General features: G+C 49.0%; 14 protein-coding genes. 5 read left to right on the plus strand and 9 right to left on the minus strand.

What is annotated here, in order from left to right:
• Complete coding sequence (oppD, locus tag LCF41_RS10875; RefSeq protein ID WP_225088042.1) at positions 1 to 996, plus strand: ABC transporter ATP-binding protein; 996 nt, start codon at positions 1 to 3, stop codon at positions 994 to 996.
• On the plus strand, positions 993 to 2,027 hold the full coding sequence (oppF, locus tag LCF41_RS10880) for a murein tripeptide/oligopeptide ABC transporter ATP binding protein OppF (RefSeq protein WP_225088043.1): 1,035 nt from the start codon (positions 993 to 995) through the stop codon (positions 2,025 to 2,027). The genes oppD and oppF overlap by 4 nt, the downstream gene beginning before the upstream one ends.
• 242 nt (positions 2,028 to 2,269) lie before the next feature.
• Here oppF and LCF41_RS10885 read toward each other — a convergent pair whose 3' ends face one another.
• Positions 2,270 to 2,593, minus strand: a complete 324-nt coding sequence (locus tag LCF41_RS10885; protein ID WP_225088044.1) for an HI1450 family dsDNA-mimic protein — start codon at positions 2,591 to 2,593, stop codon at positions 2,270 to 2,272.
• 83 nt (positions 2,594 to 2,676) lie between these two features.
• Positions 2,677 to 4,137 carry a cardiolipin synthase gene (gene cls, locus LCF41_RS10890; protein WP_225088045.1) on the minus strand — a complete coding sequence of 487 codons (1,461 nt, stop codon included), beginning with the start codon at positions 4,135 to 4,137 and terminating at the stop codon, positions 2,677 to 2,679.
• Positions 4,138 to 4,343: 206 nt separating this feature from the next.
• Between cls and LCF41_RS10895 the strand changes: the two genes are divergently transcribed.
• Complete coding sequence (locus LCF41_RS10895) at positions 4,344 to 4,520, plus strand: YciY family protein (protein WP_015840226.1); 177 nt, start codon at positions 4,344 to 4,346, stop codon at positions 4,518 to 4,520.
• A 75-nt stretch (positions 4,521 to 4,595) separates the two neighbouring features.
• On the opposite strand, the gene LCF41_RS10900 is transcribed toward LCF41_RS10895, so the two are convergent.
• Both LCF41_RS10900 and LCF41_RS10905 read right to left on the minus strand, forming a co-directional pair.
• A complete protein-coding gene (locus LCF41_RS10900) occupies positions 4,596 to 6,269 on the minus strand; it encodes a Tar ligand binding domain-containing protein (protein ID WP_225088046.1) in 1,674 nt (557 codons plus the stop codon).
• A gap of 130 nt (positions 6,270 to 6,399) precedes the next feature.
• On the minus strand, positions 6,400 to 6,696 hold the full coding sequence (locus LCF41_RS10905; RefSeq protein ID WP_225088047.1) for a YciI family protein: 297 nt from the start codon (positions 6,694 to 6,696) through the stop codon (positions 6,400 to 6,402).
• A 276-nt stretch (positions 6,697 to 6,972) separates the two neighbouring features.
• Here LCF41_RS10905 and tonB point away from each other — a divergent pair, with 276 nt between their 5' ends.
• A complete protein-coding gene (tonB, locus tag LCF41_RS10910; protein ID WP_225088048.1) occupies positions 6,973 to 7,728 on the plus strand; it encodes a TonB system transport protein TonB in 756 nt (251 codons plus the stop codon).
• Positions 7,729 to 7,839: 111 nt separating this feature from the next.
• Here the strand turns inward: tonB and yciA are convergent, their stop codons facing one another.
• The 4 genes from yciA to LCF41_RS10930 all read right to left on the minus strand — a co-directional run bounded on the left by yciA (position 7,840) and on the right by LCF41_RS10930 (position 10,269).
• On the minus strand, positions 7,840 to 8,262 hold the full coding sequence (gene yciA / locus LCF41_RS10915; protein ID WP_225088049.1) for an acyl-CoA thioester hydrolase YciA: 423 nt from the start codon (positions 8,260 to 8,262) through the stop codon (positions 7,840 to 7,842).
• A 22-nt stretch (positions 8,263 to 8,284) separates the two neighbouring features.
• Entirely contained in the window at positions 8,285 to 8,851 is a 567-nt protein-coding gene (locus LCF41_RS10920) for a septation protein A (RefSeq protein WP_225088050.1), read from the minus strand.
• Positions 8,852 to 9,052: 201 nt separating this feature from the next.
• Positions 9,053 to 9,805 (minus strand): YciC family protein, encoded by a 753-nt coding sequence (locus tag LCF41_RS10925; RefSeq protein WP_225088051.1) that lies wholly within the window; start codon positions 9,803 to 9,805, stop codon positions 9,053 to 9,055.
• 59 nt (positions 9,806 to 9,864) lie between these two features.
• A complete protein-coding gene (locus LCF41_RS10930; protein ID WP_225088052.1) occupies positions 9,865 to 10,269 on the minus strand; it encodes a YkgJ family cysteine cluster protein in 405 nt (134 codons plus the stop codon).
• A 283-nt stretch (positions 10,270 to 10,552) separates the two neighbouring features.
• Between LCF41_RS10930 and ompW the strand changes: the two genes are divergently transcribed.
• Positions 10,553 to 11,185, plus strand: a complete 633-nt coding sequence (gene ompW / locus LCF41_RS10935; RefSeq protein ID WP_225088053.1) for an outer membrane protein OmpW — start codon at positions 10,553 to 10,555, stop codon at positions 11,183 to 11,185.
• A 132-nt stretch (positions 11,186 to 11,317) separates the two neighbouring features.
• Here ompW and LCF41_RS10940 read toward each other — a convergent pair whose 3' ends face one another.
• Positions 11,318 to 12,037 (minus strand): oligogalacturonate-specific porin KdgM family protein, encoded by a 720-nt coding sequence (locus LCF41_RS10940; protein WP_225088054.1) that lies wholly within the window; start codon positions 12,035 to 12,037, stop codon positions 11,318 to 11,320.
• Positions 12,038 to 12,407 lie beyond the last annotated feature (370 nt).

Below are 12,407 nucleotides of genomic sequence, written 5' to 3' on the forward strand. Positions count from 1 at the left end.
ATGAGCAAGATTGAGTTAACGGGCGCGCACGACGCGCTGCTACATGTTCAGGATCTCCGGGTAACGTTCAAAACGCAGGACGGAGACGTGACGGCGGTTAATGACCTGAACTTCACGCTCAACGCGGGTGAAACACTGGGGATTGTCGGTGAATCTGGCTCCGGTAAATCACAAACGGCGTTTGCGCTAATGGGATTATTGGCGCGTAATGGGCGCATTGGCGGCTCGGCGCGTTTTCGTGGCAAAGAAATTCTTAACCTGCCGGAAAGCCAGTTGAATAAGCTGCGTGCTGAAGAAATCAGTATGATTTTTCAAGACCCGATGACCTCGCTGAACCCTTACATGCGCGTCGGGGAACAACTGATGGAAGTGCTGATGCTGCACAAGAGCATGAGCAAAAGCCAGGCGTTTGAAGAGTCGGTCAAAATGCTGGATGCGGTTAAGATGCCGGAAGCGCGTAAGCGCATGAAGATGTATCCACATGAGTTTTCCGGTGGGATGCGTCAGCGTGTGATGATCGCGATGGCGTTGCTGTGCCGTCCAAAACTGCTGATTGCCGATGAACCGACAACGGCGCTGGATGTGACGGTTCAGGCGCAGATTATGACGCTGCTGAACGAGCTGAAGAGTGAGTTTAATACCGCCATCATCATGATCACCCATGACCTGGGCGTCGTTGCCGGTATTTGTGACAAGGTGCTGGTGATGTACGCCGGACGCACCATGGAATACGGCGAGGCACGTGATGTCTTTTATCATCCAAGTCATCCGTATTCTGTCGGCCTGCTCAATGCCGTGCCGCGTCTGGATGCGGAAGATGAGGTGTTGGCGACCATTCCGGGTAACCCGCCTAACTTGTTACGCCTGCCGAAAGGGTGTCCGTTCCAACCACGCTGCCCGTATTCAATGGATGTCTGCCATAGCGCACCTGCGCTGGAATCTTTTGGTGATGGCCGCTTGCGCGCCTGCTTTAGAGCGATTGAGGAGGTGGTATGAACAACGCGGACGAGAAAAAGGTGTTGTTAGAAGTGGACGATCTGAAAGTCCACTTTGAGGTCAGAGATGATAAGCAGTGGTTCTGGCAGCCGCCGAAAAAGCTGAAAGCGGTCGATGGTGTGACGCTGCGTTTATATGAAGGTGAAACGCTGGGTGTGGTGGGGGAATCCGGCTGCGGCAAGTCCACGCTGGCTCGCGCCATTATCGGACTGGTAAAAGCGACCGACGGGCGTGTCACTTGGCTGGGGAACGACCTGCTGGGCATGAGCGACGAGCAATGGCGTGCCGCGCGTAGCGATATTCAGATGATATTTCAGGATCCGCTGGCGTCGCTGAATCCGCGTATGACCATCGGTGAGATTATTGCCGAGCCGTTAAAGGTTTATCATCCTGAACTGGATCGGCAGACGGTAAAAGATCGCGTGAAAGCGATGATGCTGAAAGTTGGGCTGCTACCGAACCTGATCAACCGCTACCCGCATGAATTCTCCGGCGGCCAGTGTCAGCGTATTGGGATCGCGCGCGCGCTGATTCTGGAACCAAAGCTGATTATCTGTGATGAACCGGTTTCCGCGCTGGACGTGTCGATTCAGGCGCAGGTGGTTAACCTGCTGCGTCAGCTACAGCGTGAAATGCGGCTGTCGCTGATTTTTATCGCGCATGACTTATCGGTAGTGAAGCACATTTCCGATCGCGTATTGGTAATGTATCTGGGTCATGCGGTAGAACTGGGCACGTACGATCAGGTCTATCAAAACCCGCAACATCCCTACACCCGCGCGCTGATGTCTGCTGTGCCGATTCCCGATCCCGATCAGGAACGAAACAAGCAGATACAGCTGCTGGAAGGGGATTTGCCTTCACCGATCAATCCGCCATCGGGCTGCGTGTTCTGCACCCGCTGTCCGGTTGTCGGCCCTGAGTGCTCGAAGACACGTCCCTTGCTGGAAGGAAGCTTTACGCACGCGGTGTCGTGTCTGAAAGTCGATCCTCAGGCGCTATTACCGGTGGAAGAAGTCGAAGCTCAGTAAGCGGTTTTATCGGCTAGCGATGTAAAAAAGGCGTCTCCCTTGGGAGACGCCTTACGTTGCTGACAATGTACGTCGAGCGTTGATAATGGATAGATCGTAAAGACGCTGTGAATACATCCTTGTACGCTCGAGCCGCGACATCCCTGTCGCGGACGCTTTACTCTTCTATTCCATTATCACGTTTTCGTTTCGCAAATAGAATTACCCACGTCTTCAGTCACTTTGCATTGAGGCAAAACGAATTATTCTTTCCACAGAATGTGGCAAAGTTTGTGGTCTTTTTCCCGGCAAATCAGCACGCGGGCAAAAATATCCGTGATCTCTTCACCTTCCTCTTCGGCCAAACCAATAACGACTTCAGCAAAGAAGTCAGGGTTCAGATCGAAATCAACGTGCTCGGCCCAGTCTTCCGCGGGGTCGAATAACTCTGCGCCACCGCGCTCTTCGAATTGCAGGTTGAACAGCAAAATATCTGCCGGATCGAGGTTATCCGCTGCAAGCTCCAAAAAGATGTCGTAGGCCTGTTCCAATGCTTCGTCTTCGGTCAGGCGATTATTCAAATCCATAACGTAATTCCTGTTAATTCCCAATGGGCATATTAGAACACGGGAAAACGCGTATGCCCTAAATAATTCGCGTGACGGGCAGGTTATAACAGGGGGCTGAAAAAGTAGAACAGCCGCTCGACGATGCGTTGCCAGTAGGGGCGGTTTTGCCACTGTGTCGCGTTTAACAGACGTGAGCGGGCAATATAGTCTTCCTGCACGCAGGCTAAATCGCTGCCGAACCCGGCATCGTCAATCACCAGCGTGATTTCAAAATTTAGCCACAGACTGCGCATATCCAGATTTACCGTGCCGACCAGGCTCAGTTGCCCGTCTACCAGTACGCTTTTGGTGTGCAGCAGCCCGTCCTTGAATTGATAAATCTTCACGCCAGCGGCCAGTAGTTCGGTGAAGAAGGCGCGGCTGGCCCAGCCGACCAGAACGGAGTCATTCTTGTGCGGTACAATGATACTCACATCGACCCCGCGTTGGGCGGCGGTACAGATGGCGTGCAGCAGGTCGTCGCTGGGCACGAAGTAGGGGGTGGTCATGATCAACTGCTTACGTGCTGAATAGACCGACGTCAGCAGCGCCTGATGAATCATCTCTTCCGGGTAACCGGGGCCGGAAGCAATAACCTGAATGGTGTGGCCGCTCTCTTGTTCGAACGGCATGACGTTAACATCCGGCGGCGGCGGAAGCAGGCGTTTGCCTGTCTCCATTTCCCAATCGCAGCAGTAAATAATCCCCAACGTGGTCGCTACCGGCCCTTCAATGCGCGCCATCAGGTCAATCCACTGCCCGACGCCAGCATCTTGTTTGAAAAGACGGGGATCGACCATATTCATGCTGCCGGTATAGGCAATGCGGTTATCGATCAGGATAATTTTGCGGTGTTGACGCAAATCCATACGGCGCAGGAAAGCACGGAACAAATTCACTTTCAGGGCTTCAACCACTTCTATTCCGGCAGTACGCATCAGTTCGGGGTGATGCTGGCGGAAAAACTGTACGCTGCCGGCAGAGTCCAACAGAATGCGACAGTGCACCCCGCGTCGTGCTGCCGCGATAAGCGAAGAGGTGACTTGCTCGACCAGACCGCCTGGTTGCCAGATGTAGAACACCATTTCGATATTGCTACGGGCAAGTTCGATATCACGTAAGAGCGCTTTAATGGTGTCATCAAACGTGGTCATCAGCTGTAGCTGATTGCCTTTCACACCACCAACCCCTTGCCGCCTTTCACACAGCTGAAATAATGCGCTGGCGACTTCGCTGTTTTCCGTTGCGAAAATACGGCGATACTCTTTTAATTCACGCAGCCATTTTGCCGTTGATGGCCACATTTTACTGGCACGTTCAGCCCGGCGTTTGCCAAGATGGAGTTCGCCAAACGAAAGATAAGCGACAATACCGACAAGTGGCAGAATATAAATCACCAGTAACCAAGCCATTGCAGAAGGCACGGCTCGACGTTTCATCAGAATACGCAAGGTCACACCTGCAATCAGCAACCAGTAGCTAAAAACCAGTAACCAACTTATTACGGTATAAAATGTCGACATAAAAGCAGCATAGTTCCCTTCTGCAAAGAATTAACAAAGTGTACGCATAGATTTATAAAAGGGGAAATGCCTTTCCTCTGAATATCCCGTCATATTTAGGGAATAAAAATGATGGCTAAGAAGAGCGGAGAGGGCGATTCACTGATTGTCGTCACGCATCAGGGGTATATAATGCCCCGCGCGAGTGTATTAATAAGAGCCGCATCATGAAACGCAGTCGAAATGAAGTGGGTCGCTGGCGGATGTTGCGTCAGGTCCAGCGTCGAAGAAGCCGCTGGTTGGAGGCTCAATCACGTACGTATCGCCATATTCGCTCTGCCCGTTATTTGCAGCAAAAGCACAAACGGCGGGCATTGCTTTATGCGGTAACCTACGACTGGTAAGCCAGTGAGGAAAATAGCGACCCGAAGTATGGTCGCTATTTTTTTATTACATTCCAGATTGCGTCCCGCTCCGGTTCATCCCATAACCGGAATGCGCTGTGCGATTTCTCTCTGATCGATCATCGGGTTACTGTCACTCTCTGTCGAGGGTAGGATAAACAGCGACACTGACGTATTTAAGCGTTCCGTTTGTTCCAGCAGCGAGGAGAAGGTGCGAGCGGAGGCTTCAACCTGTCCCGCATTTTCTCTGACTGTGTCATTCAGCGTACTGAGACGGGTAGTCACTTCATGAATGCTTTCGGTTTGCTGGTGCGATATTTCCGAGATCTCGCTCAGAAACGTGCCGGTGCCTTTCGCCGTCTGAATGATGTTTTGCAGGCTATCATTCAGTTTGTTCACTAGCCGCGTTCCTGCGCTTACACTGTTGTCTGAATCACGAATCAGCACATTAATATTTTGTGCAGAATGGCTGCTTTGCGACGCCAGCGTACCGACTTCCCGTGCGACAACGGCAAAACCTCGTCCCATCGTCCCGGCTCGTGCGGCTTCTATTGCGGCATTCAGGGACAAAATATGCGTCTGAAATGCCACGTTTTCAATCATCCCAATCGCTTCTGTCATTTCGCGCGTTCTGCCCGCAATGTCTGACATCGCGGCTTTGACGTCATTCATCATGGTTTCGCCCTGCGCCGCGATCTTGCTGGTGTCTTCCGCATGCAGGTTGGCCTGCTGAGTATGCAGCGCATTTTGCTCGAGATGCTGGCTAAGTTGAATAATGTGCTCGGTAGTGACTTTAAGTTCATGGGATTGGCGGTTAGCCTGCTCGGAAAGCTGGAGGTTATCCGCTGCAACCCGATCAACCTGCATCACCATGTGGTCAACGCCCTGGCGAACCTGATTGACTAACGTCACCAGACCTTCCTGCATTTGAATGACGTTGGTATTAAGCTGCCTAATTTCGCGTGTCCCGCGTATCTCTGCATCTGCCGAATGAGAAAGATCGCCTGCGGCGATCAGTTTTAAATGGGCAATAATGTGCGTCAATGGGCGAATAATCACTCGACTCACACCGATCCAAACTGCGATAGCGATCGCCAGTAAAAGCCCCAGCACCGTGATGAAAATCGTTTTAGCCTGATCGAGAGAGGATAAAAATTGTTGCCCGTGCTGCTTTTGCAGTGCATCGGTATCTTGCAGATAGTGTGAATATTTCTGAGTGAAATCGCTTTGATAGGCCTGAACAGGAACGGCAAAGAAAATGTCGATCTGGTTGGTGGTTTTGATTCCCTGAGCGAGTTCGACAAGCCCGGAATAGAGTTGGTTGTAGCTTTTCTTCAAATCGACGAAGGCTGCCGTGTCGGCTTCCACCGTGGTGACCGTCCCCAATTGTTGGTAGTGCTCCTGCGCCTGTTTGAGAGACACTTCTGCCTCATCCATCAGGCTGTGCCAACTGCCTTCAGACCCCGTTTCTTTATCTACCAGTAGATAAATACCCGCGCGGTTGAGTTTATCGCTGGCGTTCATCACTTCCATCCGTGCCTTATCCATTAACGCTTGTTGCTGGCGTAGGTTTTCGTTAGCCGAAATATCCTGCCGCACTTGGGTCATCGTTTGAGAAATGACACCGACGGAAACTAATTGCAATAAAGAAAATAACCCAATGATCAATAACAATCCGGAGAGAATACTGAGGCGATGACGGCGGCGGATAGTGGCAATTCCGTTTCGCAAAATCGCTGGCATTAACATGATTGTTGACCCTCACTATATGAATAGCGGTCAAACTATCACTGTTAAATGACTAAAATATTTCAGCTTTTAGCAGAGAGGTGAAGGGCCATGATTTTCTGGTACAACCATGACCTATATCAATAGAACCTTAAAACACTTTTTTGAATGGTTTCACGCTGACGTGTTTGTAGACATCTGCCGCGATATAGGGGTCGCCGTCAGCCCATGCCGTTGCTTCATCCAGTGATGCGAACTCGGCGATAATGACGGAGCCGCTAAAGCCCGCCTGACCGGGATCGTCGCTGTCGATCGCGGGTAAAGGGCCTGCGGTAATCAGTCGTCCCTGATCGCGCAATGCTTGTAAACGGGCAAGGTGATCGGGTCTTGCCGACAGGCGTTTTGCTAATGAATCAACATTATCTTCAGCATAAATGACATAGAGCATAGTGACCTCTCAGGTAGGAAGGTACCCTTTTGGGTTTGGGATGCCGGGTTAGCCCCAGTCGCCAAACGCTATCGGGTAAGAGACTCGCGTTTTTACCATCATACGTGATGCTGTTAGAAGACAATAGGTTGAAGACAATAGTTCGAGGACAATAGGTTGATTTGCCAGAGTAATCCCCCCACGATTTCTGTTTTTTTGCCAATTCCACGGGTTGTTATTGAATATGATTGCTATTTGCATTTAAACTTGGGCGGCATAAGAGGATAAAGACAGACTATGCCGCAAAAAAAGTTTTTTTTGACCCGCCGTTACTCATGGCCATTCATACTTTCAGTTGGTTTTCACGGTTCACTGATTGCAGGTTTGCTGTACGCATCATTTAATAATTCAATTGAATTACCGCAGGAATCCAAGCCCATCAGCGTTGTGATGGTGAACCCTGCGGCCTATGAAGCGGCTCCAGTTGCCAAATCTGCCCCCGAGCCAGAGCCGGTGAAGCAGCCAGAACCGGAGCCGGAACCGACTCCTGAGCCGGAGCCATTGCCGCAGCCAGTTCCTATGCCATTGCCGGAACCAAAGCCCAAGCCGAAACCTAAACCGGAACCCAAGCCCGTGAAGAAGGTTGAGCAGCCGAAGCCGGTTAAACGTGAACCGACCGTTGAAAAACAGCCGCCTTCGCCGTTTACCAGCGAAGAACCGACGCGCAATGTGAATAATGCACCGGTGAAACAGGCACCCGCGCCCGCCGCCAGCACACAGTCAAGTGGGCCACGTCCGTTGAGCCGTGCGCAGCCTCAGTATCCTGCTCGCGCGTTTTCCCTGCGCGTTGAGGGTCGGGTAAAAATGCAGTTTGATGTGGACGAATCTGGGCGGGTTGACAATGTCCGCGTGCTTTCTGCTGAACCGCGTAATATGTTCGAGCGTGATATCAAACAGGCGATGCGTAAATGGCGTTACGAAGTGGGTAAACCCGGCAAAGATTTGGTTGTGACCATCGTCTTTAAAATTGACGGCGGGGCGGCAGTCGAATAATTCACGTCAGTACCAAAATACACAAAAGAAACGGGGCGTCATCTTTGGCTGATGACGCCCCGTTTTCGTATCAAGCGCTATTCAAAGGCTTATGCCGATGAACGTTAAACGTTACTCACTTGGCGTAAAGTGGCTCTTACCAGCAGGGAGTTCACGTGGGTGACCTGCTTCATCGACCGCGACGTAGGTGAATAACGCTTCGGTAGCCCGATAGCGTTGGCCAATCGGTTCAGACGACACTTTCTTTACCCAAACTTCAACGTTAACGTTGATAGAACTGCGGCCAGTGCGTAAACAACGCGCATAGCAGCAAACCACATCGCCGACGGCAACAGGTTTTAAGAATGACATCCCATCAACCCGCACGGTAACAACACGCCCTTCGGCAATTTCTTTCGCCAAAATTGCGCCGCCGATGTCCATTTGCGACATCAGCCAACCACCAAAAATATCCCCGTTCGCATTGGTATCGGCTGGCATTGCCAGCGTGCGGAGAACCAGTTCGCCCTGTGGTAACACGTTTTGTGTGCTCATTGTGTATGCCTCGATTTAGCGATTACGGTTGCTCGCTTTTTTCTTCTTCTGATTTTTCCTGGTCGTTAGGTAAGTGACGGTAGATGTAGACGCCACAAAGCAGTGTAAACAGCAGTGTTACCCCCGTCAGACCAAAGACTTTGAAATTGACCCACACGCTTTGCGGTAGCCAAAAAGCAATATAGATGTTAACCAGTCCGCACACCAGAAAGAACATCGCCCAGGCTATATTCAATTTTCCCCAGACGGATTGCGGCAAGGTTAGCTCTTTACCCAGCATTTTCTGAATCAGAGTCTGCTTCATGACAAACTGGCTAACCAGCAGAGCGGCGGCAAACAACGCATAGATAATGGTAACTTTCCACTTGATAAACAGATCGTTATGGAACACCAGCGTTAGCGAACCGAAAACGACGACCATGGCAAAGGTCACTAGCGTCATTTTCTCTATTTTACGATACATCACCCAGGTGACCGCGAGTGACAGCGCCGTTGCCGCAATTAATGCGCCCGATGCGACGTAGATGTCATAGAGTTTATAAGCCGTAAAAAACACGACCAACGGTATAAAATCAAGAAGTTGCTTCATTATGTCAATCCATCACTCAACAGTGTCGTAATCATAACCCACAAGAGTTATTCGGTAGCTCATGCCATTATCCTTCATTGTGGAACACCATTCCCGAGATATTGTATATAATTTGCAGAAAATTACGATTGGGCAAGGCATGAACGAGGGAAATGGAGAAGCCTATGTCGCCAGAACGGCGACATAGGTGAAGTACGGCAATTACGCGCGCAGCAGCATATAAAGGCGGAACAGATAAATCAGAAGAATCGCGGAGATCAGGTTACTTAACCCGTTCAGAACTACACCGAGCACGGTCGGTGAGGAAATGGGTAACTTTGACACGACCAGCAAAATAGCGATTTTAGCCAACAACCACATCACGATGGCAGGCGCGGTTGCACGTAAGTTGCCATAGGCCAGTTTGGTGCTTACTTTAATTGCGCTGAAAATCCCGCTTTTTTCAGTGACGACTATCACGGGCGACAAACTCAGGGCAATGGCCAGCAACACGCCAGGAATGACCAGCAGCATCATACCAAGCTGGATGAGCAGCGTGCACAGCAGGATCAGGAAAAGCAGGCGCAGTAAAAAAGGGGTGGAGGCGCCGATTGCGCGCAGTGCGCTGGTGCGGTGCCCGTCGGACACCAGTTGGATCAGCATCAGAATCCCGCCCGTTAGCAGTACATTGCCGACTAACGCCGCAAAGGTGCCTGCCGCTGACATTTTTAGCAACACGGCTTGTTGTTCCGGCGTCATCTGCTGAATCAAGTCCATCAAGCCGGATTCGACAGACGATGACAGATCGCTGCCGGAGGTGCTCAGAATCCGTAACTCGTCTACAGAAGGCGATAGCGCATGATTCAGTATGACAGTAATGAATGCCGTTAACAGGGACATCATTAAGATGCTGATGAACTGGTTACGGGTAAAATTCATTGTGTCACGGTACAACGTGTTAGCCGTGATAGGCATGCAGGCTCCTTGAAAAAGATAAATCAACAGATAGAAACTTAACTCATGATTGTAACCTGTTAATCCGCACTGTGGCACCCCGTCAACGATGCAATGCTGCTTTTCCCTTCTGTAATGAAAGACGGTGATGAAATTGTTACCAAAGGTGGCAGACCATATTTTTCCCGTGCCCGGTTGCAGGCATCGTTGATCTGTCCATTTTCGCCGGATTGCATAAATTCACGACAGGGTGAAGGGCGATTAACATAAATAGAACAGCTGACGGTATCCCCGACGGTGCCTTCCAATGCCTGACAGCGAGGTGTTTTGCTGTTTGTTCCTGTCATACAGCGTAAAAAAGGGGAAACGGGTTCGGTGAATTGTGAAGGTACAACGCCACCGCCGTCATCGGCTTCAGCCCAATAAAAAGACACTCTGAAATAAGCGCAGCACGCGCCGCAGTGCATACAGGTATTATCGCTCATTGGATGACTAACTGCCTCCAGCCAGCGTGAATCACGTTAATGGAAATAAAAATCTACCGTTGAATGCGTTCGCGCGGTAATGCAATTTGCGGACAGCGCACGTTATGCACCTTTTGCCATTTATTGATTTGGATCAATTTCAGTGTTTTTAATTGGTTAGCGATAAATGATGAAGTTCAATTTGCGTGTAAAATCTTTAAAAGATGTGATCTGGCTTAAAACAAGAATACCTACTTAGGGGTATATTTCGCTCGAAATTTAAACCCTATAAATGGAGTGGGTAATGAGAAAGGCATCTTTATTATTGTTGGCAGCGGCGCTTATGCCTGCATTGGCACAGGCTCATCAAGCGGGTGATTTTATTGTTCGTGCGGGTACAGCAACCGTGCATCCACGTGAAAGTTCGGACAATGTACTGGGTTTGGGAGAATTTCAGGTAAATAACAATACTCAGTTGGGTCTGACTTTTAGCTATCTGGTGACGGATAATATTGGGGTTGAATTGCTGGCGGCTACGCCGTTCAAACACAAAGTCGGCACGCCTGGCACAGGCACGATTGCAGAAGTCAAACACCTGCCGCCGTCACTGGTTGCGCAATACTATTTTGGTGATGCGCAAGATAAATTACGTCCTTATCTGGGTGTTGGCTTGAATTATACGATGTTCTTCGATGAAAAATTTAATGATACAGGGAAGAACTCAGGGCTGAGCGATCTGAGCTTGAAGAATTCCTGGGGCCTTGCTGCGCAGGCAGGGTTGGATTACAACCTGGATAAGAATTGGTTAGTCAACATGTCCGTATGGTGGATGGATATTGATACCGATGTGAAATTTAAAGCCGGTAACGCCCAGCAAAGTATCCATACTAAGCTTGATCCATGGGCCTTTATGTTTGGTGTAGGTTATCGCTTCTAATCTCATTGCTGATTGGATGTGAAAATAACAAAACGGCGACGTTACTCACGTCGCCGTTTTTATAGACACAAAATAACTAACCAATAAAGAGAACGCTATTTTTATTACATCCGTTATCTATAGGATGAACCATTAGAAACTGTATTGAACACCAACGCGGTAGCGAGTTTGACGCTCGTCAGTTGTTGTGCTGCCAACAACGTTGCCGACTTCAGCATAAGGCGTCCAGTTTTTATCATATTTATACGCTAATTTAACGTTATGAGTCAGACCATAGTTGTCGCTGTCGGCGATGTAACCAACAGAGCCAGCTTTAGTTTTCTTATCGTATTCAAATTCGTACTCAACCACAAAGTTCGCTGGCAGTTTATAACCCAACGTACTGGTAATGGTATAGCCTTTAACATCAGTAGGATTCGTAGAACCAATTTGATTGCTTCTGCGCAGGTAAGATGCACGGTAGCGTAAGCCATAGTACAGGGAGTCGGTGATGTTTGCCGTGCCTTTAATATATGGACGATAGTTATTATCGTTTGATGAAGAAACCATGTTCAAGCCAGTTTCCAAACCAAAGGTTTTATCAAATTTGTACAGGTAGCTGGCGGTGACTTCAGTACCATTGCTGACGGTTTCGTTATAGGGTTTATTTGGGGTCTTGTCGCTGTCAGATTGTCCAAATTTGGCTTCCATGGACAGACCGAAGCCGTTGTCAAAACGGTGAGACATCAGCAGGCGATCTTTATGATCGTTCTTTGCCGTGTCTTTCATTTCATGGCGATAGTCAATCGTCACAGCCATGGAGCTTAAGCTGATTAAGGAAGTTACCACCATCGTCAATATTTTAACTTTCATTTTATTATCCCAAGTCAAAGAGAATTATTATTTAAAAACGCGCTGCCACTTTTGTTCAGCGGTTTTATTTTATTTATTATTTCTTACAGTAATGTGAACAAGATCGTTAAAAAGGAAAAATTTTGAATGATCTTATTTATGTGATTTTCTTCGTGTTTTATTGGCGGGATTTATGCAGTTTAAAAAATAAATAGTTACTTGGTTTATTTCTTTGTGCTGGGGGTTAATGATTATTTCAATTTGAAAACATTTCTTACAATTATAGGGAATTAGACATTAAATAATAATTGCGAATATTTCATGTCAATTAAATAAGAAATAATTTGAAACACTATTAGTGCGCGCGATAGAACTTGCGTTAAGTATCTAT

Origin of the sequence: Pectobacterium colocasium (genome assembly GCF_020181655.1) — a bacterium.
Lineage (GTDB): Bacteria > Pseudomonadota > Gammaproteobacteria > Enterobacterales > Enterobacteriaceae > Pectobacterium > Pectobacterium colocasium.

Excerpts from the sequence above, each read along its gene's own strand:
- oppD (WP_225088042.1), top strand. The coding sequence starts at position 1 with ATGAGCAAGATTGAGTTAACGGGCGCGCACGACGCGCTGCTACATGTT.
- oppF (WP_225088043.1), top strand. The coding sequence starts at position 993 with ATGAACAACGCGGACGAGAAAAAGGTGTTGTTAGAAGTGGACGATCTG.
- LCF41_RS10885 (WP_225088044.1), bottom strand. The coding sequence starts at position 2,593 with ATGGATTTGAATAATCGCCTGACCGAAGACGAAGCATTGGAACAGGCC.
- cls (WP_225088045.1), bottom strand. The coding sequence starts at position 4,137 with ATGTCGACATTTTATACCGTAATAAGTTGGTTACTGGTTTTTAGCTAC.
- LCF41_RS10895 (WP_015840226.1), top strand. The coding sequence starts at position 4,344 with ATGAAACGCAGTCGAAATGAAGTGGGTCGCTGGCGGATGTTGCGTCAG.
- LCF41_RS10900 (WP_225088046.1), bottom strand. The coding sequence starts at position 6,269 with ATGTTAATGCCAGCGATTTTGCGAAACGGAATTGCCACTATCCGCCGC.
- LCF41_RS10905 (WP_225088047.1), bottom strand. The coding sequence starts at position 6,696 with ATGCTCTATGTCATTTATGCTGAAGATAATGTTGATTCATTAGCAAAA.
- tonB (WP_225088048.1), top strand. The coding sequence starts at position 6,973 with ATGCCGCAAAAAAAGTTTTTTTTGACCCGCCGTTACTCATGGCCATTC.
- yciA (WP_225088049.1), bottom strand. The coding sequence starts at position 8,262 with ATGAGCACACAAAACGTGTTACCACAGGGCGAACTGGTTCTCCGCACG.
- LCF41_RS10920 (WP_225088050.1), bottom strand. The coding sequence starts at position 8,851 with ATGAAGCAACTTCTTGATTTTATACCGTTGGTCGTGTTTTTTACGGCT.
- LCF41_RS10925 (WP_225088051.1), bottom strand. The coding sequence starts at position 9,805 with ATGCCTATCACGGCTAACACGTTGTACCGTGACACAATGAATTTTACC.
- LCF41_RS10930 (WP_225088052.1), bottom strand. The coding sequence starts at position 10,269 with ATGAGCGATAATACCTGTATGCACTGCGGCGCGTGCTGCGCTTATTTC.
- ompW (WP_225088053.1), top strand. The coding sequence starts at position 10,553 with ATGAGAAAGGCATCTTTATTATTGTTGGCAGCGGCGCTTATGCCTGCA.
- LCF41_RS10940 (WP_225088054.1), bottom strand. The coding sequence starts at position 12,037 with ATGAAAGTTAAAATATTGACGATGGTGGTAACTTCCTTAATCAGCTTA.